Origin of the sequence: Ancylobacter tetraedralis (assembly GCF_014195655.1) — a bacterium.
GTDB classification, from domain to species: Bacteria; Pseudomonadota; Alphaproteobacteria; order Rhizobiales; family Xanthobacteraceae; genus Ancylobacter; species Ancylobacter tetraedralis.
In genome coordinates this window covers 126,421-147,383 of the sequence record NZ_JACICD010000007.1, presented here as the reverse complement: position 1 = coordinate 147,383, position 20,963 = coordinate 126,421, and the positions used below count along the sequence as shown (strand labels likewise).

The following is a 20,963-nucleotide window of genomic DNA, read 5'->3' as shown; positions in this document are numbered from 1 at the left end:
CGCGCGACATATCGGCGGCCGTTCCCCCGGCCGCCGCGACGCGGCGCGAATTCATCATAGATCCGGGCGATCGGGAAGCGGCGTAAGCCGGGCCGGGGCCGGCTTCATACCCATTCGCCGCCCCGCATCACCGGTTCGGCCGCGCCGGCGGCGGTGATGCCGTCCACATCCACCTCACCCGAGCCAATCATCCAGTCGATGTGGATAAGGCTGGTATTGGCGCCCCGCGCGGCGAGTTCCTCCGGCGAGAGGGCGGAGCCATTGATGAAGCACTTGGAATAGGACTGTCCGAGCGCGATGTGGCTGGAGGCGTTCTCGTCATAGAGCGTGTTGTAGAACAGCAGCCCGCTCTTCGAGATCGGGGAGGAATGCGGCACCAGCGCCACCTCGCCGAGCCGGCGCGAGCCCTCGTCCGTGTCGAGCACCTTGTTCAGCACATCCGAGCCCGTGCGCGCACTGGCCTCGACGATGCGCCCGCCCTCGAAGCGCACCGCGATGTCACGGATCAGCGTGCCCTGATAGGAGAGCGGCTTGGTGCTGGCCACGACGCCGTCCACCCGGGCCTTGTGCGGCGTGGTGAAGACCTCCTCGGTGGGGATATTGGCATTGCAGACGATGCCGTTCTTCGCCGTCGAGGCGCCGCCGGCCCATTCATGCTCGTCGGCGAGTCCCACCGTCAGATCGGTGCCGGGCCCGCGGAAGCGCAGCGCGGCGTAGCGCTTGGCATTGAGCCGGGCCGTGCGCGCGTGAAGCGCGGAATTATGCGCCGCCCAGGCGGCGACGGGATCGGGCGTGTCCACGCGCGAGGCCGCGAAGATGGCGTGCCACAGCTTGGCGACCGCGATGTCTTCCGGGTCATCCGGGAACATGGCCCTGGCCCAGGCGGGCGAGGCATAGGACACGATGGTCCAGTTGATATCGAAGCCGGCGATGAGCGAGAGCGCGGGCATATAGGCCTTGGACCGCGCGCGATTGGCACGCGAGACCTTCTCGGGGTCCTCATTGGCCAGCAGCGAGGGGTTCTCGCCCGAGATGGCGAGCCGCGCCGCGCCGTTCTTGAACGCGCCGGCCATGCCCTCATAGAGCCAGCCGCTCGCCACGTCGAAGCTCTCGTCCGACCCATGGCGGAAACGCGCGAGCGTCGCCTCCTCATCGCTGAACAGCGTGGTGACGAGGCTGGCGCCGGCCTTGTAGGCATGCTCGGTGATGCGGCGCACCAGCGGCAGCGCATCGATCGAGGCGGTCATCACCAGTTCCTGGCCCGGACGCAGGCCGAGGCCCACATGCACGGCGACCTGCCCCAGCCGGTCCAGCTGTTCCTCGTGCGAAAATCCGTGCGGGGCGACGCTGGCGTGCTTGGTCATGGCCATCTCCAAAGGCTAGCGGCAGAAGTGCGCGCGCGACCGAACCGTCTCGTCCGACCGCGCCTCCGCCATAGAAGGGAGGCGGGAGGGCAGGCGTCAAGGCATGGCGATGCTCGACGCGAAAAACGGCGCGATCGCGGCGTGCCCTCAGACAAGCCGCGACCCGTCCCGCGCCGCACGTGGAGCCGATGTCGCTCAAAGAGCGGGTTATTTGCGGATCGGCGCCTTTACCGGACGCACCGTCACCGTGCCGACCGGCGGGAACCAGGGATCGGTGAAGGTACCGTAGCTCGGCCCCAGCGAAGGGAACCACGGGCGGCCCTGCGGCAGCACGTCGGTCGCGTTGTAGATGTTCGCTTCCACCGGCCCGAGATGGCGCACCTGCGGATTGAAATAGGCCGGCGGCAGGAGTTGGGCCGCCTGCGCGCTTCCGGCAAAAGCGGCCAGCGCACCAATCGCGGCGGCGGCGAAGAACAGACGGCGCATGCTGAACTCTCCCTGTTTCGCGCGGCACGGCCGCTTTGCGCGGCTGGCCGATGGATCGATCATAGCCTGCGATCGAGCCGCGATTTTATCATCTTGCCGGACAGGAAGCGAGAATGCCGGACATAGGGTCAAGTACGGGTGATCTCGCTTCTCTCACCAGCCGATCAGCCGGTTCGCCACCATACCCGCCGCCAGCGCCAGCGCGAGGCTGACGGTGGCCGCAAACAGCACCGAGCGCCGCACCTGCCGCTGCAAGGCGCGATTCTTCACGCCGAATGACAGGACCCGCGCCGCCTCATGGATCGCCTCCTCCGGCCCCGCCCAGACGGTGTGGCCGTCCGGCACGATCATCAGGTTCTCCGGCTTGCCGAAATCCTCGATGAGATGCCCGTCCGCGTCGCGCGCCGGGGTCGCGGCCGCAATGCGTTCCGCCAGCGGGCGCCGCTCGTTCGACCATATGAAGACCGGCTTGCCGAGCGCCTGCGCATAGCCGATCTCGAAAGCGGTGCCGGGATCCATGTGGTGGCCGCGGAACGGCGAGATGTTCGCTACCAGCCCATCCGCCTGCGCGATCCTGTCGATGCAGTTGCGCCTTATGTCATCGCCCTGCCCGTCCAGCGGATAGAGCCCCTCCAGGCCGGCTTCCCGGCACAGGCACTTCAGCCGCTCGCCCTCCGCGGCGGCATCGGGCCGGAACACCTCCGGTCCGGCCAGATAGAGGCGTGGGCGCATGGCGGCTCTCCGGTTCCGGTCCTCGTCGTGCTTAGCGCCCGCCCCTCACCCCGGCAACATCGTGCCGCGCTCGCGCAGCGCCGCATGCCAGCCGAGCGCCTCCTCGATGAGATGCGGGGTGTGCCCGGCGCGCGCGAGCGCCCGCTCGTAATAGTCGTTCAGCGCGTCGCGATAGAGCGGGTGCACGCAATTGGCGATGACCAGCCGCGCCCGCTCGCGCGGCGCCAGCCCGCGCAGGTCCGCCAGCCCCTGCTCGGTGATGAGAATATCGACATCATGCTCGGTGTGGTCGACATGGCTCACCATCGGCACGACGCTGGAAATGGCGCCGTTCTTGGCGATGGACTTGGTGACGAAGACCGAGAGATAGGCGTTGCGGGCGAAATCGCCGGAGCCGCCAATGCCGTTCATCATGTGCGTGCCGCCGACATGGGTGGAATTGACGTTGCCGTAGAGGTCGAATTCCAGCGCCGTGTTGACGGCGATCACCCCCAGCCGGCGGATGATTTCCGGATGGTTGCTGATCTCCTGCGGGCGCAGCACCAGCCGCTGCTTGTAGCGTGCGAAATCGGGCAGCACCGCCTGGTACTTGGCCTGCGACAGCGTGATCGAGGAGCCGGACGCGAAATCGAGCTTGCCGGCATCGAACAGATCGAAGGTCGAATCCTGCAGCACTTCGGAATACATGGTGAGGTTGTGGAACGGGCTGTCGATCAGCCCGTGCATCACCGCATTGGCAATGCTGCCGATGCCCGCCTGCAGCGGCTGCAGCGTGGTGGTCAGCCGGCCGAGCTTCACCTCGTGCCTGAGCAGGTCGGTGAGATGGCCGGCAATGGCGCGGGTGTCCTCGTCCGGCGGCAGCACGGTGGAGGACGAATCGAGCTTCGACGTCACCACGATGGCGGCGATCTTCGCGGGGTCGATCGGGATGAAGGGCAGGCCGACGCGGTTCTCCGGGGCCACGATCGGGATCGGATGGCGCACCGGCCGGCGGGTGGGGATGTAGATGTCGTGCAACCCCTCCAGCAGCAGCGGCTGCGAGGTGTTGATCTCGACGATCACCTTTTCCGCCAGAATGGCGAAACTCGCGGAATTGCCGACCGAGGTGGTGGGAATGATGCCGCCCTGCTCGGTTATGGCCACGGCCTCGATGACCGCGACATCGACCGGGCCGATCTGGCGGGTGCGCAACTGCTCCACCGTCTCCGACAGGTGCTGGTCGATGAACATCACCTCGCCGGCATTGATCGCCTTGCGCAGCGCCGGATCGGACTGGAACGGGATGCGCCGGGAGAGCACGTGCGCCTCGGCCAGCTGCTTGTCGAGATCGTTGCCGAGCGAGGCGCCCGTGATGAGCGTGATTTTCAACGGCTCGGTACGGGCACGCGCGGCCAGCGCCAGCGGCACCGCCTTGGCTTCGCCGGCGCGAGTGAAGCCGCTCATGCCCACCGTCATGCCGTTGCGGATATGAGAAGCGGCTTCCTCGGCGCTCACGATCTTTTCGAGCAGCCCGGCGTGACGGATACGTTCGCGATGCATGGTGCGGCCTGACGCTTAAGGGGACGAGCCCCTGGGAACGAGAGCCCCGGGAACCTCGCTCACGGCCCGGCCCTTGCGGAGTCCGGCCCATGGGAAACGGGAGTTGCGCTCGGATAGCGCTCCGGCCGGCTCGCCGCGATAGGACTTTGGTGCCGTGCGCCGCTTGCCATGCATCAGGCGCAGAACTGGGCCGGCGGGAACGCGACATGGCACGCGCAAATGGGGCACCTCATTTTCCATCTCCAGAAAGAGAGGCGATGCGAAACATATGAAAAACAACCATAAGTCACATAAGAATTACACATTATCGACAATTATTTAAAATATTAAAATAGAAATATACAATATATTGATATATAATTACCTTATGTTATTCAATAAATTACGTTACTAACCTTATTTAAATTTCACATTTCGATATTTTTGCATGGATCCGATAATATATACTTATGCATTAAATATCATTGCGACATTCTAAATTCACTCATCTATATAGTTCGTACACATACAATTTATGGTTGAGTTTTTTATCTGAATTTTAACTACATCGGTTGACATGCCGCGACGGCAACATCTAACCTGTCGGTGACTGCACAGAATTTGGGTGATTTCGCATTTCGCGATCGATGCATCGCGTCATGAGACGTAAATATTATACATTCGCAATATAATATCCATTCTCCCAGGGGTGAGATTTATCTGTGATTCGGAATGTATATATCGGAAGCCATTCACTTTCTGATTATTCCGAGTCTACCGCAAATGATGTCCATATTCTGGACAGCTATAACCTCATAATAGAATCTATCAGGTCAGCAGTTGGCGAGGATGCTGCCGATTTCTTCGCCTTGCCGCAGGTTGTGCGGGGCAATGGCGCCTCGGCAACGTCTGTCGCGTGGTATGCGTCCAGTTCGGGCGCGATCCAGCAGTGGCGTGAACTGGACTTCCACACGCAGATCCGGGTTGCGGGCGAGGTCGGCGCCATTCTGGAGCGGCTGCGCCCCCTCTTGTCCGATCCCGGCATCGGGCCCCTGCTTCAGCGCTGGCTCAACGTTACGGATATCGGCAACAATCTTCACCTGGTAGGCGGCCGCCCCGTTCTGGTGAACTGGGGTCTGCTGCCAAGTGCAACCGCGGCCTCCATGGACGCGCGCGACAGGACGTTCGCCTCGAACCTCGGACGGTTCGCGCCCTGGCTCACCACACCTCCCTTCCATTCCCTTGAATCCGTCGAGCCAACGCCCCCCTCCCCGACGCCAACGGCCGCCCCGGCATCCCCGGTCGAGCCGTCGCGGTCGCACAACGAGGCGGCGGCCCTGGTTCCGCCGGAGATGGGAGCGTCTCTTGCGCCCGAGGGGCAAGTGGCGGCGATGACCGCTGCGCAGGCCGCGCCCGCCGGCTCCACGCCATCGCGCGCCTGGCTGCCGGTCGCCATTGCCTGCGCGGTGGCCGCCATGATGCTCATCCTGCTGCTCATCCCTGGGGTTCTGCTCTACCCGAACACCGAGTTGGGGCAAGGCTCGGCCGCCGGCACCGAGGCGGTGTTGCGCCAGCGCATCGAGGATCTGCAGCAGAAGCTTCAGGCGCGAACCTGCCAGGGCAGCGCGGTTCCGGGATCGCCGCGGAACCTGCTGTCGCCGCGCTCTGGCGCGCTCGATCGCGCGCTCTTTCCGGCAGGCGTCGCGCCAATCGTCCCGTCAAGCCCGGCCGGTGGGCGGCTGGCGATGTTCGCGTCGGCCGCGCTCACGACCCGCTCGCTGACATGGTGAGGAGCGGGCGGCGTGCATAATACCCGCATCAATCGCACCGATGTCGTCTCCATTCGCCCGCTCGGGGCGGCCGTCCGCAGCGAGCATGCGTTGCTCGTCAGCCTGCTGGAGGAGCTGGGCCCTGACGCCAGCGGCCTTCTCGCCGAGCCGGTCTATAATCGCGATGGCTCGGTGATCGACTGGTATGTGCCCGGCCGCGTGGTGGCGCTCGACCTTGCTTCCGCGCCGGCGGACATTGCCGAGAGCGTCGCGCAGACCCTCGCCGACCTGGGGTCGCGCATCCATGCGCTGGCGGACCGGATCGAGCGGCAGGGGCATGCCGAAGACCGCGAGATGGCGAGGCTCCTGCGGGACTGTCTCACCGTTCCCAGTCGCAGTTGCATCTTCGTGGTGGATGGCAAACCGGTTCTGACCGCATGGGGCCACGTCACCGACAATGGCCAGGCCCTCAGGACCGGGCTGCGGGTGCTGGAACCGCGTCGGCAGGCGGCACCCCCAACGCCCCCTGCCCCGCTCGCCGCCGCCCCGCCGATGGCGGTTGCTCCCAGGATTGGAGCCGCGCAAACCGCGGAGGCGCCACTTGGCGCGACCGCGCCTCGCTGGCCGCTCGTCGGGCTGCTGTGGCTCCTCCTCGCGGTTTTGATTGCCGCGATCATGTACCTCCTGCTCAGGGCCTGCGCCTTCGGATGGCTGTTTTTCTGGTTCGGCCTTTCGAGTTACTGCCCGGCCGGCCCCATCGCGACCATGGACCACCTGCGAGGGCTCGGCGCGCAGGTCGCGGCCCTCGAACAGCAGATCGCGCAGGCTCCCGGCACCTGCGCCGAGAGGGCGATCGGTGGTGCCGAGGCCTCGGGCGAGGCAACGACCCCCGACGCCGAAGCGACGCTTCAACGCGAGCGCGACGCGCGCGCAGGCCTGCAAGCGGGGGATCTCGAGATAACCCTGCTGTGGGATGGAACGGCCGATCTCGACCTTTCCGCCCAATTCCTGTGCCCCTCCGGCCCGCAGGCCGTCGCGATCGACTATCGCACCATGTCGATCTGCGGGGGCGTTCTCGACCGGGACAACAATGCCAACCGGATCGATCCCGCACCGGCCGAGCACATCACGTTTCCGAATGCCGAAACCGTGCCGTCGGGGCCGATCGACGTGGGCGTCACGCTCTACAACCGCAATCGCGATACCAACCCGGACATTCCCTACAAGCTCGTCATTCGTCGGGGCTCGGATCCCCCGCGCATCATCGAAGGAACCGTCAACGCCAGCGATACCCGCCAGCGGCGAAGCGTCGAGACGATCAGGAACTAGGAAAAACAGATGGCGCTGAAGCTGGCAATCACGCGAGACGATCTGGTCCTGGTCCCGAATACAGGCGTCCAGTTCGTCACGTACCCGTTCGACGTGAACGACCTCGACCGGTTCGACCGAAAGTTCATCGAGCGGCCCCACGAGAGCGGCAAGACGACCGATGAGGGCGAGCCTCTCGACAGCTGGCGCCTGCTGCAGGGCTGGAACGACGACAACCCGAAGGAAGCGGCGGAACACCAGCCGGGCGAAAGGGACAATTCCTACTCGATCTCCAATGAGCGCGCCCTCGAACCCTTCCTCAACAAGTGGGTGCCGGTGCCCTATCTGCGCATCCACAAGGCGATGGCCGGAACCCGCCGGGAGAAATACGACGACGGCCCGACCAACTGGGTTCGCGTCCGTGTCGTCGAGGCCGCGAGCCGAGCCGAGCCGGGGGCGCCGTCCCACATCGCCGTCTTCGCCTTCGACACGTCGGTCGACGAGGATATTCCCCTCGCCGAGGAGGAAGCCTCCACCCGGCCCTATGTCCCCTATACAGAGCCCCGGGTAAGCGATGTCGAGAATCCGAGGACGTTCGGCTTCGTCTCGGAAATGGCCAAGCTCGACCGCTTTCTGTCCGACCTTCAGCTCGACCCCGGCACCGGCGACGAAACCGACTACCAGCGGTGGGTGGTGAACTGGCTGGAAAAGCTGTTCATCGAGCTGAAGGAGTTCTCGGTTGCTCCCCGCCGCCTCAAGCCAGGCGACTTCCCCCACCACCTCGAACATGCCGCCCGCTGGATCGGCCTTCTCGATCTGCTGGCGCGGGTAGTGGTGCCGGCGAAGGTGCGCTTTGCCGATACGCTGTCGGCGCGGCCGCGCTTTCAGCCGGTGAATGTCGACCTCATCCTCGATGTGGGCAACAGCCGCACCTGCGGCATTCTCATCGAGGATCTCCACAACCAGGATCGACTGGGGATCGATGGCTGCAAGACACTGGAATTGCGGGACCTGAGCGAGCCCGAGAAGGTCTATTCCGAACCTTTCGAGAGCCATGTGGAATTTGCCCAGGCCTGGTTCGGACCTGACGACCTCTCCCGCGATTCCGGACGGCAGCGCGCGTTTTTCTGGCCGAGTCTCGTGCGTGTGGGGCCGGAGGCGACCCGGTTGCGCAATCAGGGAGGTGGCACCGAGTCGCTCTGCGGCATGTCGAGCCCCAAGCGCTACCTGTGGGACGTGGCCGCGTCCAATCAGGCCTGGCGCTTCCCCGCTTCGGACTATGTGGACGGCACCATGCCGCCGATCGGGCTGAAGATCCGCCAATACCTGAACAGCAATGGCGATGTGCTGACCCAGGTGCGCAAGGAGAGCAAGCTTTTCCAGACCCTGCACCCCACGCAGTCGGTCGGTGGCCTCACCAAATGGAGTGCCCAGCTCACCTGCTCGCGGTCGTCGGTCTACACGTTCATGCTCGCGGAGGTCATCTGGCAGGCTTTCGTGATGATCAACAACCCGGAGATGCGGGCCAAGCGGAGCCAGAGCGAGGTGCCCCGCCGCCTCAACCGGATCATCATCACGCTGCCCACGGCGGTGCCGACCCGCGAACAGCGCATCATGCGCGCGCGGGCCCAGAGCGCGGTCAATCTGCTGTGGGACGTGATGGGCTGGACCGCGAACCAGCCGCGCGGCACCACTCCGCCGGTCGTTCAGGTCTCCTGGGATGAGGCGTCCTGCGTGCAGCTCGTCTGGCTTTACGGCGAGGTGGTCAAGAAATTCGGTGGCAACATCGACGGTTATTTCAGCCTGAAGGGAAAGCCGCGCCTTCCCTTCACGGCGGACGGGCCGCCTCGGCCCGATGCCCGACCGGCAAACTCGCTCCGTGTCGCCAGCATCGACGTGGGAGGCGGCACGACCGACCTCATGATCACGACCTATTTTCACCATGACAACATGGCGATCGATCCGGTCCAGACGTTCCGCGAGAGCTTTCGCATTGCGGGCGACGACGTCACGCTGGCGGTGATCGAGCGCGCGGTCATTCCCGCCTTCACGGCCTATCTGGCCAGCCGGGGAGTGCGCCAGGCGCGGGAGATCCTGCGGCACCTGTTCGGGGGTAACTGGGCCAACATCACCGTGCAGGAGACCAGCCTGCGGCGCCAGTTCGTGCTGCAGGTGTTCCTGCCGGTCGCGCTGAAACTGATGGCGGCGTACGAGGCCGCGCCACGGCATGAATACCGGACGGTCGCGGTCAAGACGCTGGGCGAACTGGTGCCGGAGGTGCAGGCCGTGCCGGCCGAGACACGCGCCTATCTGACGCAAGCCTTCGCCCAGCACGGATTGCAGGACCTCGCGCTGGAGGAGATTCCGATCGCGCTGGACTTCAACGCCCTCCGTCTGGCGGTCCAGGAAACGCTGCGCAACGTGCTCGACAACCTTGCCGAGGCCATCCACCATTTCGACTGCGATATGGTGCTGATGTCCGGGCGCCCCAGCAAGCTTCCGGCCGTGATGGAGATGGTGGTCGATCGTCTGCCGGTGACGCCGGATCGCATTCTGGCGATGCACGAGTATCGGCCCGGCACCTGGTATCCCTTCAAGGCCGGCGACGGCATGCGGATCGGCGACCCCAAGACCGCCACCGTTGTCGGGGGCATGCTCTGCGCTCTCTCCGAGCGGCAGCTACCCAACTTCATGGTCTATACCAAAAATCTGCAGATGAGGACGACGGCCAAGTACATTGGTTATCTCGAGGGAAACAACAAGCTCAAGGACGAAAGCGTCCTGTTTACTGCGACGGATGAAGCCGTTCGCAGTCGGACCCGGACAAATCCGACACTGAGATATTATTCGGAAATGGCGCTGGGCTTTCGACAGCTTCCCTTCGAGCGCTGGATCGCCTCCCCTCTCTATCGGCTGCACGAGGACAAGCGAGGCAAGGAACTCTCGAAGCCCGTCCTTGTCACGCTCGCGCGGGCCGAATTCGTCGATGAGGACAATCCGGACCAGCTTCTGGAGCGCGAGAGCGCCAAGGAGGAACTGCGCATCGAGGAGGCTTCCGACAACCAGCAGGCCAATGTCGCCAGCGCCATGTTCCTGACGCTGCGGACCATGGATTCAGCCGGCAGCTACTGGCTCGATTCCGGCGTGGTCACCGTTTGATGAACCCGTCAGCAGGCATGCACATCCTCGGCAAGGAAGCGAACCGGAATGACTGACATCCGCGAAGCCGTGGCACAGGCCGCCAACGACACCGTGGGGCAGATCCGCGCCGCGCTTGCCTGGCTCGACACGCCGAAAAATGCCGACCGCGTCGGCGACCGGCGCGGTGTGCTCGGCCGGGATCTGGCGCGCGGCCTGGTATCGGCACGACGCCTCGCCGAAGCCGCCGGACGGCCGATGGCGGTCGCGGTCTTCGGACCAAGCCAGGCGGGCAAATCGCATCTGGTTTCGGTGTTGGCCCGCAAGGAGGACACGCTCTACGCCCTGTTCGATGGCGAGCCGGAGCCGGTCAGCTATATCAAGCGGATCAATCCCGACACCGGCCGCGAGACCACGGGGCTGGTGACGCGCTTCACGATCCACCGCCGCCCGACACCCGCGGGCTATCCGGTCGATCTCCAGCTCCTCAGCCATGCCGATATCATCAAGATAATCGGCAATGCCTATTTCTTCGACGGCAATCCCGCCCGCTACGAGACGTGGCCGGAACGCGAGGAAATCGTCGCCCATATCGCGCCGTTCCGGGGCGGAGACGGCGCGCCCCGCATCGCCAATGGCCTCGATCCCGAAGATGTCTGGGAGATGGAGGAATATTTCGCGCGCTACCTTCCGGAATCGGAACTGACGCGGCGATTGAAGACCTCGGACTTCTGGTCGGTGGCCGCCAGCGCGGCGCCCAATCTGCAGATCGAGCGGCTGGGAACGCTTTTCTCCATCCTGTGGGGGCGGCACCAGGTACTGACGGATATGTATGTGAAGCTGGTGGACGCGCTTCGCCAGCTCGGCTTCGCCTCGCAAGCCTTCGCACCCTTCGCGGCCGTGGATGTGGCGAAGCCGGGCGTCGAGTCCATCATCGACATTGAATCGCTGAAAAAGCTGGCGCTTCCGACCCGCGAGACCATCACCCTGCGCACGTCCGGCGGCAGCGAGGTGCCGCTCGCGCGCACGATCGTCACCGCGCTGACGGCCGAACTGCGCATCTGCGTCAAGGACAAGCCCTGGGACTTTTTCGAACATACCGACATCCTGGACTTTCCGGGCTATCGCAGCCGCGGCCTGAACCGGGAGAACGTGGACGATCCGGGCGAGGCGGGCGCCACCGGCCTCGCGAGGGCGCTGCGGGACCACCCCGCAGAAACGGTTTTCCAGCTCATCCGCCGCGGCAAGGTGGAATACCTGTTCCAGCGCTATGTCGCGGACCAGGAAATCACCGCGATGCTTCTGTGCATCAAGGATGGTCCGCAGGAGGTCGCCCAGCTGCCCGATGTCGTGGCCCGATGGATCGCGGCCACGCATGGAGCGACACCGCTCGAACGCCAGGGCAAGCCGGTCCTGCTCTACTTCGTGCTCACGAAGTTCGACCTTCATTTCGAGGAAAAGCCATCGGACGAGGCGCTGGGGCTCGCCGCGCGCTTCACCGGGCGGCTTGATGCGAGCCTGGTCAATCCCTACGGCTCGACATCCGAGACCTGGGTGAGGAACTGGGCGGCAGGCCGTCCGTTCCAGAACGCCTTCCTGATGCGCAACCCCTCGCTCTCGAACCGGGCGATCTTCGAACTCGATGGTTCGCGCGAAATGGATATCCTGCCCGGCCGGAAAGACTGGGTGGCGCGGCTCAAGGCGGCGTTCGTCTCGGTTCAGGCGGCACAGGACCACTTTGCCGATCCGGCGCGCGCCTTCGAGGAAATGATCCGGCTCAATGACGGCGGGGCCAGCTACATCGCCAGCGAACTGGCCGGCGTGTGCAACCCGCAGATGAAGTCGGCACAGGTCCGCGACCGCCTTCTGGCGCTCCGGGCGCGCGTGAGCGACATGCTGCAGCGCTATCACGTCTCCACCGATGTCGGAGAGCGGATCGCCGAGCGGCTGGCGGTCGCCGACCGGGTGCTTGACGACCTCTACCGGTGCGACAATGCCGGGCGGATGGGTTCGCTGATCCGGGGATTGATGATCGATCCCGGCGCGCTCTCCGACAGCGTCTACCGGGTGGATCTCTCGCCGGCGAAGATCGCCTCCCCCGCTTCGCTCCCCGCACCGGCGATCGTGCCGGCCGGGCGAGTGCGGCCCGGCCAGGCCGCCGCACCCGCCCCGGCCGTGACGGCCTCTCCCGGCGAACGTCCGAAAGGCGGCACCCTGGGCTCGGTGGCCGAGCGCCAGGCCCATGCCGCTCTCGAAGCATGGATTCTCTCCATGTCCGATATCGCCGGTACGCCGGCCTTCACCGAGGAAATGTCAGTGGGGCCGGACAACCTGCGGGAAATCGCGACCGAGCTGGCGGCGGCGGCACGGCGGCTGGGCCTGTCGGAGCAGATCGCCGCGAAGATCGAGATGGAGGCCTTCGCAGCCGACCGTCGTGATCTGCAGCTGGAGAAGGCGACGGTCATCTCGGCGGCGATCATCAACGCCTTCGTAGCCGATCTCGGTCTGAGGAAACGGCCCGAGGAGGAGCGCCGGCTGGTCCCCCTCGACAGTTCCTCCTCCGCCCTGCGCGCGATCTTCGCCGAGCGGCCCACCGCCTATGACGCTGCCGGCATTGCCGCGACGCCCGCGCCATTCCGGACCACCGCCACGGATGACTGGCTCTACGCCCTCTACAAGACCGTGCAGGACAACGCGGCGTCGGAAGGCGGCCTGTCGGTCGATCCGGTCGAGAACGGGCGGCTTGGATCCATCATCGCCAGGCTCTCGGGGCCGATCTAGGGACGCAGACGAGCCATGGCTGACGCGGTAACAAAAGCGGACGAACACGGACCGGGCTACGCGTGGCTGACGGTTCCCTTCGCCGCCGGCTCCGATGTCCGGATCGAGCTGATGCGGAAGGACCGCAGCAGCAAGACGATCCTGGCGCCGGGCGGCTGGCAGGATCAGCCGGCCGAGCTTCCGGTCGCGGAGGTGAAGCCGGCTCGCGACGGGCAATCCGCCCGCCTGCTGCTGGGGCCCGCCATCTGCAACGCCGTGCCGACCGATCTGGATGTCGAAATCACGGTCTCGCACCCCTCCGCACCGGGCGGACGGTGGACATCCGACGTGTTCTTCTGGCCGAGCATTCGCCGAACGCGCGAGGCCGGTGGCGGCCCGGTCATCGCGCGGCAGGTCGCGCGGGACGTCGCGCGGGACGTTGCGCGGGACGTTGCGCCGGCCATGCCCGCGGCGGGAGCGGCGAGAGTGGACAGGCCGCAGGAGGCCGGGGCGCCGATCGAAGCCGTCGCCGGCAACGGCCCGGGGGTCGGTATGTCGGCCACGGCCGGGCGCATTCCCGGCGTAGATGCCGCGCTGGCCGCTCCTTCCCCACGGCCAGAGTGGATCTGGCTTGGCATGTTGCCTGTGGTCCTGCTGCTGGCGGCCGGGGCAGGCTACGCTTTCCATGCCGGTCTCCTCTGCGATCGACTGGGCGTATACTGCTCCCAGCCGCCGGGGGCTCCCGCCGCAACGGCGGATGCGCCGGCCACGCCGCCGGCAACGGCCATCGCCCCCGCTGCCCCTCCGCCCGTGACCGACCTGGTCAATGGCGGTCCGGAACGCTGGGCCAATGCCATCACCAATCCGCAGACTCCGCTCGATCAGCTCATGGAACTGGGACGGGTGCTCCGGGGACCGGGGCGGGACGAGGCGAGTGCCAATCAGGGCTTCGAGGCCATTTATGCCGCCGCGTTCAGAGGGCATCCGCCGGCGCTCCTCTGGATGGGTGAGGCCAACGATACCAGCGTCGCCGCCGATGCCGCGGGCCTCGGGCCGCAGCGCAATCCTCTCATGGCGGTGGATTATTACCGCAAAGCCGAGCAGGCCGGCGTGGACGAGGCGGCGGCAAAGCGTGCCCAGCTCTGCGAATGGCTGAAGGAGCGTCGTTTCTCGGGGGACCCGCGCGCGCAGCAGGCGTGGGCGCAAGGCTGTGAAGGATGACATGATGCGTTATCGCCCGCTCTCGCCCCGCCACACCCACGCCCACACCCTTGCCCACTCCCTTGCCCGTATCGCGTTGTGCGGCTTCCTGGCCATTGTCGGGGGCCTGATCGCCGGCAGCCCGACCCGCGCGGACACGGCTCTTCTCGTCGAGAACACGCGCACGCTCTACCAGCGCGTGATCACCAAACCTCAGGCCCGGATCCTGGCGGAACCGCGTGCGGGGGCGGCAATCGTGACACGGGAGGTGCCGGCCTTCTCCATCTTCTACGTCTATGAACGCCGGGACGGTTACGTGGCTGTCGGGGTGAATGTCACCGGCAACCGGCGCGGCTGGATCGCCGCGGACAGGCTGGTCGACTGGAAGCAGTCGATCGTGGTCGCGTTCAACAACCGGGTTGATGCCGGGCGGCAGCGGCAACTGTTCTTCCGGGAACGCGGCCCTCTTGCCGCCATTCTCGAGCGGGAGAACTTCGCCACCGAGATGGCGGGGCTTCGCGTCGCCGCGGCCGCGGGCCGAGCCGCCACGTCGAATGTCGTGTCGATCGAGCCGGAAACGGTCGTCGATATCGACCGGAACTTCTATCTGTTTCCCATTCTCTCGCATCAGGCCGCCTGGCTGCCTCTCGGGCAGGAAGGCAACCTGCTGGAGGTGGCGTCGATCACCGCCAACCAGCAGCCGCCCGAACGCAGCGACTTCAAGGCGGGAGTGGTGTTCGTGGTCGACACCACGCGCTCCATGCAGCCCTATATCGATCGCACGAAGCAGGCGATCCGGCAGATTCAGGGCGCGCTCACCAATTCGGCGGTCGGGGCGAATGTGCGCTTCGGGCTGGTCGGTTTCCGGCAGAACATATCGGCCAACCGGGCGCTGGAATACCACGTCAACTCGTTCCTGCGGCTCGACCAGCAGGCCGATGCCACGCGGTTCCTCGGCGCCATCGAGCGCGTATCGGCGGCGCGGGTCTCCACTCAGGGATTTGACGAGGACAGCATTGGCGGCGTCAATGAGGCCACCGAGAATGCGGACTGGGACGGCTTCAACGCCCGCTTCGTGATCCTGATCACCGATGCCGGCCCGCGGGCGCCCGTCTTGGGCGGCAATCTCGCCGGCCCGATGGGCGTGGACCAGATCGCCGGAAAGATGGAGCAGAAGGGCATTCGCCTGATCACGCTCCACTTGAAGACACCCGACGGTCGGCCGGACCACGAATATGCCGCCGACAGCTATCGGCGGATGACGCAGCGCGCCGGGCAATCCTCCTATATCGCCGTCGGCGATGGCAGCGTGGTCGATTTTTCCTCGCAGATCGACGGCATAGCCCGGCAGCTGGTTGAGAACGTGAGGGCGGTGCAGGCCGGCCGGGACGTTCAGCCGGTGGACCAGACCCAGGGGGCCCAACTGATGGCCCGCGCCGGGCGGGCCATGCAGCTCGAATATCTCGGGGCCGCCGCCGGCACCCAGGCGCCCGACTTCTTCAGGGCGTGGACCGCGGACAAGGCCCTGGAGGACCCGCGCATCGTGGCGCTCGATGTGCGCATCATGCTCACCCGCAACCAGCTCTCGACGCTGGCGGAAACGCTGCGCCCCATCGTGGAAACCGGCGAGGCTCCCGGTTCACAGTCCGATCCGCTCGACTATTTCCGGCGCGTGCAGGAGCTGGCCGCGCGCGCCAGCAATGACAGTCGCCAGATCGCCGACAACACGCCGCTTGGCGCGGTGCTCGGCGAGTATCTCAGCAACCTGCCCTATCGGAGCCCCGTCCTGCTGATGACCGGGCAGGACTGGGTGACGCTCAATCGCGTTCAACAGCGCGACATACTGCACACACTGAAGTCCAAGCTGAGATTCTACCAGGAGGTCCATGCCAGTCCCGACCGCTGGGTCCGCCTCGATCCCGAAGCGAGCGAGGGCGAGATGGTCACGCTTCTGCAGCTCATCCAGATGCCGTGAGCGCGAACATGGCAGAGCTCATCGGTCGCCAGATCCAGCGGGTACTGAAAGACGGGCAGCGGCGGTTCCGGCTGGATATTCCCGCCTTTGAGCTTCGCCCGGGCGACCGGAAGGTGATCTTCGGGCGCACAGGCTCCGGCAAGACGACCGCGATGGACATTCTGGCACTGGCCTGCCCTCCCGACACGGCGGCGCGCTTCGAGCTTCGCATGGGTGGACGCAGCACCGACCTCGCCCGCGGCAAGCGCGACCACGCCCCTCTCCGGGCCAAGCTGTTCGGCTATGTCCTGCAGTCCAGCCCACTATTTCCATTCCTCACCTTCGAAGAGAATGCCAGTCTCGGCCAGCGCCTTGCGGGCCGGCGGGACAGCGGCGTCATCGCCGATCTGTGCCAGCGCCTCGGGCTGGATGCCGCACCACGCACGCGGGTATCCGATCTGTCCATCGGCCAACGCCAGCGCCTCGCCGTGGTCCGCGCCATCGCCCATCGGCCCTCCTTCATCCTCTGCGACGAGCCGACCGCCTCGCTCGACCCCGATACGGCGCGCATTCTCCTGCGAACCGTGCTCGACGTGGCGGACGAACTCGGCGCTGCGCTCCTCATCATCTCGCACGACCGGGACCTCACGCGCGGCCACGACTTCGAATATTTCGAGGTGGTTGAATGGCAGCCGGGCCACGCGATGCTTCGTCCGCAAGAGAGGGATGCGGCATGACGGGGCTGTTCCTCGGCTATTGCATGCTGTCGCGGCGTCCCGGCGCGATCCTGCTCGCGGTCTTTGCCATTTCGGCCTGCATCCTGCCAACCTTGATCGTCTGGGGCATCAAGACAGGCTACATCGAGGCACTGGTCGACCAGCTCCGCCTCGATCCGACCAATGTGGAGATCCGCCTGCGCGGGGACCGCGCGCTCACCGCCGGCGACTTCGACGCCATCCGATCCTTAGCCGGCATCGGTTATGTCGAACCCACCACGCGGGGATTGTCGCTGCGCGTCTTCGTCAGTCGGGCCGATGGCAGCCGACGAACCGAGGGCTCCCTGCTGCCTTCCACCCCCGGCGATCCGCTGCTGGAGAGGTTTGCGCCGCCAGCGGAGGGGGAAGTGCTGATCAGCGCGGACCTCGCGACCCAGCTCGGCGTGGCGCCGGGCGACCCGATCGAGATCGCCACCCGCCGCGATGGCGTGGATCCCCTCATGCGCATCGCGCTGGTCGTCGGGCCGGTGGTCCCGCGCGCACGACTGGCCGGACAGAGACTTCTCGTCGCGCCGGACCTGATCGTCGCGGTGGAGAATTTCGTGGAGGGCTATGGCGTTCCACGTTTCCGGATCGCAGGACGCGACCCCTCCGAGCAGGAGCGCGCTTTTGCGAGTGCGCGGATCTACGCCCGAGACCTCGAAGCTGTCGAGGCCGTCACCGAGCAACTCAATGCGCTCGGCCACCGAGCCGAGGCCAATGTCGCGATGGTCTCGTTCGCGCTGCGGCTCAACCGCGCGGCCGCTTTGCTCACCCTGCTGCTCGGAACCGTGCTGACGGTCGGTTCCTGCATAAGCCTCTGGGGCGCGCTGAGCCTCGGATTCCTGCCGCTGCAGCGACATATCGCGCTGCTTCGGCTGATGGGCGGCACGAAATGCGACGTCGCCAGCATGGTTTTCGGCCAGGCCGTCGGCATCGGATGCGCCGCCATCCTGCTCTCGGGCGCCGGGTTCATCGCGGTCGCCGCCCTCATCAATCCACTGCTGGGCCATGTCGCGATCGGGTCCTCGGTCGTCTTCCTTTCCGAGCGGCAGCTCGCCGCCGCCGCCGCGGCAACGGCCGGCGCGGTGCTGCTGGTCGCCGGCGTCTTCACGATCCGCTACTGGACCCTCGCTCCAACGGGAGCCCTGCGCGATGCGCTTTGATCGATGCCGAAAGGCAATGGCCCTGTGTCTGGCCTTGAGCCCCTGGGCCGCCTTGCCCGCAGATTCGGCCGAAACGGGGTGGCGCAAGGAGGTGTTCAACCCTCAGCCCCAGCCGGACGACATCTTTCTTCCCCTGCCCTGCGGGGGAAGCATGGCGCTGCGCAAGGTCGTCACCAATCAGGGGATCAACCGTTCCGACACGGGCGCGCCGCTGCTGGATCGGGAGTTCAGTATGGGACGTGTCGGCCGCGACGCGCTGCGCGGATTCATGGAGAACCGCCGCGAGGAGTACATCGCCGGACCGATCGGCACCGCGAGCGAAAACTACTACCTGATCGGAAAATACGAGGTCAGCAGTGCCCAGTACGAGGCGGTAATAGCCAAGAGCGAGGCGGAATGCCCGCGCATGGCGCCCGCGCAGGCGCTGCCGAAAACCGATATCAGCTGGTATGACGCGATCGACTTCAGCCGCCGGCTGAACGCCTGGCTCTACGCCGGCCCGAACGGCCTTGCCGCGCTCGTGGCGCTTGGCATCACGGACGGGTATGTCCGGCTGCCCAGCGAGACCGAATGGGAATTCGCCGCACGCGGGGGCCTCGCCGTCTCGGATGCCGAGCGCGCGAACGAGCGCTTTCCCATGGAGGAAGGGCTCGACAACTATGCCTGGCACAACGCGCCGCAATCCGCCCAAGGACGCGTGAAGCCGATCGGCACGCGCAAGCTCAATCCGCTCGGGCTTGCCGATGTCTATGGCAACGCCGCCGAGATCGTCCTCGATCCGTTCCGCATGACCCGCGCCGACCGACTTCACGGCCGGATCGGCGGCTATGTGGTTCGCGGCGGCTCCTTCCTCGACGATGCGGGCAAGCTGAACTCGGCGGTGCGCGAGGAGCTGCCGTTCTTCTCGCAGGTCACCCAGGGCGAATTCCACGTGCGCACCACCGGGCTGCGCATCGTGGTTGGCACCGCCGCCTTGTCCGCCGATCTTGACGTCGGCCGGCTGGAGGCCGCGGTCGCGGCGGTGCAGAGCCAGCCGTCCAACACGCTCGCGCCCGATGCCGCCGCGCGGCTGGGCAGGCTCGCCCAGCAGACCGAGAATGCCGGGCTCAAACGTCAGCTCGACGCCCTGCGGATGGAACTCGCCGCCGAGTTTGCACGGCGCAACGACATCGAGGAACGACAGATCCGGGGGGCCATCCTCAATGCCGGCTTGATGGCACGCGAACTCCAGCTCGCCTCGCGCGCGCTGGAGAACATCGCCAGCCTGCTGCAGGACACCCATTATGACGGGCGCGAACAGGATCAGCGCAGCTTCGACGCGGAAAAGGCGAACTTCGACATGTTCCGCCGCCGCTACACCGATGCGATCCAATCCCTGGCCACGATTGCCGCGGCCCGCGTGCCGACGGCGGCCGAGAGGGTGACGGCCGAACTCCAGGCCAGGGACAGCGAACAACTGGCGCCCTTCGTTCGGATGGTCCAGCGGCAGGTGCGCGCCTATGCGCGCGGCGAGGTCACGGAAACACGGGAAGTCATCAGCGGGGTCATCGGCCGTGACAAGCCGTGGAACTGACGCAACGGATCGAGACAAACTCGAAGGGGAATGGGCGAGATGAAAACACAGGCAGGGCTATTCAGGAGACTGGCAATCGTCGCCGTCATGGTGATTCCGACCATTGGACTGGCGGGATGCACGACGACGGGCGGCAGCAACCTGACGGCGGCGGAACAGCAGCTGCGACAGACCGAAACGAAACGCATCGCCCAGGGCGCGGTGTACGGCGCCGCCACCGGCGCGGTGCTCGGCGCGGCAATCACCGCGATCGCGGGCGGCAGCGGCGATGCCATTGCGCGAAACGCGCTGATCGGGGCGGGTGCCGGCGCCGTTGGCGGCGGTCTCTACGCCAACAATGTCAACCAGCAGACACGGCCCTATGCCGAGCAGCAGGAGCGCTACAGCACGGTCATTGCGCAGGCAGACGCCAACATCGCGCAGTATCGTCGAACGGCTGACGCGGCGGGCCGGGTGGCCGCCGACGAGGAAAACAAGATCTCCCGCCTCAACGTGGAGCTTCAGGCGGGGCGCGTAACCGCGGCCGACTATCGCAAGCAGATGGCGAACGCGCAGGGCAACGTGCGCTTGCTCGACCAGCAGATCCGGGACGCCTCCGCCGATATCGACGTGCTCTCCAAGGAAGTATCCGAAGGCGCGCCGGAAAGCATCCAGAGCCGGCAGGCCTCATTGATCGCCGAGAAGGCGGCGCTGGAGGACCGCAAGCAGCGGCTGATGCAGGCCTATAGCCGCGTTCCCGATTCCGTCGGCCTCAACATCTGAGCGGAAGATGGGAGACATCATCACCATGCGGCGAAAACTCGGCACGGCGATATCCTTCGCCATCCTCACCATGGCGGCCTCCGCCCTCGGCGGCTGCCAGACAAGCTGTACCGGAAACCCGGCAACGGACGATCTGTCCTGCGCCCGGCAGGGATTGAACTCCGGGCGCTATGCCCAGGATACCCAGGCCATGGCCATCACCGCGAACCGCCAGACGGCCATTGCGGCCGATGCACGGCTGACCGCCGCCGTCGCGCAGCAAAGCGCGGATACCGCGCGGGCGAACCGGGCGGCGGTTCAGCGCAGTGTCCAGCAGCAGAATGCCGAGCTGGAACAGCTGCGTCGCGAACTGGCCGACAGCGAGCAGCGCCTTGCCGGAGCGCGGTCCACCAGCTCGAGCGCCGAGATCGAAGCCCTCGAAAGCGACGTGGCCCGCCTTCGCCGGCAGATACAGGCGTTGCAGACGCGCAGCTGAACC

At 66.0% G+C, this 20,963-nt stretch carries 15 protein-coding genes; 11 read left to right on the top strand and 4 right to left on the bottom strand.

The window, feature by feature from the left end:
- Positions 1-104: 104 nt before the first annotated feature.
- The 4 genes from FHS55_RS17595 to scpC all read right to left on the bottom strand — a co-directional run bounded on the left by FHS55_RS17595 (position 105) and on the right by scpC (position 4,121).
- Complete coding sequence (locus FHS55_RS17595) at positions 105-1,364, bottom strand: aminopeptidase (protein WP_183191092.1); 1,260 nt, start codon at positions 1,362-1,364, stop codon at positions 105-107.
- A gap of 207 nt (positions 1,365-1,571) precedes the next feature.
- A complete protein-coding gene (locus tag FHS55_RS17590) occupies positions 1,572-1,850 on the bottom strand; it encodes a hypothetical protein (protein ID WP_183191091.1) in 279 nt (92 codons plus the stop codon).
- Between the two features lie 153 nt (positions 1,851-2,003).
- Positions 2,004-2,582 (bottom strand): nucleoside 2-deoxyribosyltransferase, encoded by a 579-nt coding sequence (locus FHS55_RS17585; protein WP_183191090.1) that lies wholly within the window; start codon positions 2,580-2,582, stop codon positions 2,004-2,006.
- A gap of 45 nt (positions 2,583-2,627) precedes the next feature.
- Positions 2,628-4,121, bottom strand: a complete 1,494-nt coding sequence (scpC, locus tag FHS55_RS17580) for a succinyl-CoA:acetate CoA-transferase ScpC (protein ID WP_183191089.1) — start codon at positions 4,119-4,121, stop codon at positions 2,628-2,630.
- 701 nt (positions 4,122-4,822) lie between these two features.
- On the opposite strand from scpC, the gene FHS55_RS17575 reads away from it, so the two are divergent.
- Genes FHS55_RS17575 through FHS55_RS17530 form a run of 11 tightly spaced genes read left to right on the top strand, consistent with a single transcriptional unit; the run spans position 4,823 to position 20,960 of the window.
- Complete coding sequence (locus FHS55_RS17575; RefSeq protein ID WP_183191088.1) at positions 4,823-5,890, top strand: hypothetical protein; 1,068 nt, start codon at positions 4,823-4,825, stop codon at positions 5,888-5,890.
- A gap of 12 nt (positions 5,891-5,902) precedes the next feature.
- Entirely contained in the window at positions 5,903-7,198 is a 1,296-nt protein-coding gene (locus FHS55_RS17570; RefSeq protein ID WP_183191087.1) for a hypothetical protein, read from the top strand.
- A 9-nt stretch (positions 7,199-7,207) separates the two neighbouring features.
- Complete coding sequence (locus tag FHS55_RS17565) at positions 7,208-10,336, top strand: virulence factor SrfB (protein WP_183191086.1); 3,129 nt, start codon at positions 7,208-7,210, stop codon at positions 10,334-10,336.
- Between the two features lie 48 nt (positions 10,337-10,384).
- A complete protein-coding gene (locus tag FHS55_RS17560; protein ID WP_183191085.1) occupies positions 10,385-13,096 on the top strand; it encodes a virulence factor SrfC family protein in 2,712 nt (903 codons plus the stop codon).
- A gap of 15 nt (positions 13,097-13,111) precedes the next feature.
- Complete coding sequence (locus tag FHS55_RS17555) at positions 13,112-14,296, top strand: hypothetical protein (RefSeq protein ID WP_183191084.1); 1,185 nt, start codon at positions 13,112-13,114, stop codon at positions 14,294-14,296.
- Between the two features lies 1 nt (position 14,297).
- Complete coding sequence (locus tag FHS55_RS17550; RefSeq protein WP_183191083.1) at positions 14,298-16,250, top strand: vWA domain-containing protein; 1,953 nt, start codon at positions 14,298-14,300, stop codon at positions 16,248-16,250.
- Positions 16,251-16,258: 8 nt separating this feature from the next.
- Positions 16,259-16,966, top strand: a complete 708-nt coding sequence (locus tag FHS55_RS17545; protein WP_183191082.1) for an ATP-binding cassette domain-containing protein — start codon at positions 16,259-16,261, stop codon at positions 16,964-16,966.
- A complete protein-coding gene (locus FHS55_RS23550) occupies positions 16,963-18,150 on the top strand; it encodes an ABC transporter permease family protein (protein WP_246340233.1) in 1,188 nt (395 codons plus the stop codon). The genes FHS55_RS17545 and FHS55_RS23550 overlap by 4 nt, the downstream gene beginning before the upstream one ends.
- Entirely contained in the window at positions 18,140-19,723 is a 1,584-nt protein-coding gene (locus tag FHS55_RS17540) for a formylglycine-generating enzyme family protein (protein ID WP_343056262.1), read from the top strand. The genes FHS55_RS23550 and FHS55_RS17540 overlap by 11 nt, the downstream gene beginning before the upstream one ends.
- A gap of 39 nt (positions 19,724-19,762) precedes the next feature.
- Positions 19,763-20,485 carry a hypothetical protein gene (locus FHS55_RS17535; RefSeq protein ID WP_183191080.1) on the top strand — a complete coding sequence of 241 codons (723 nt, stop codon included), beginning with the start codon at positions 19,763-19,765 and terminating at the stop codon, positions 20,483-20,485.
- A gap of 7 nt (positions 20,486-20,492) precedes the next feature.
- Positions 20,493-20,960 (top strand): hypothetical protein, encoded by a 468-nt coding sequence (locus FHS55_RS17530; RefSeq protein ID WP_183191079.1) that lies wholly within the window; start codon positions 20,493-20,495, stop codon positions 20,958-20,960.
- Positions 20,961-20,963: the final 3 nt, after the last annotated feature.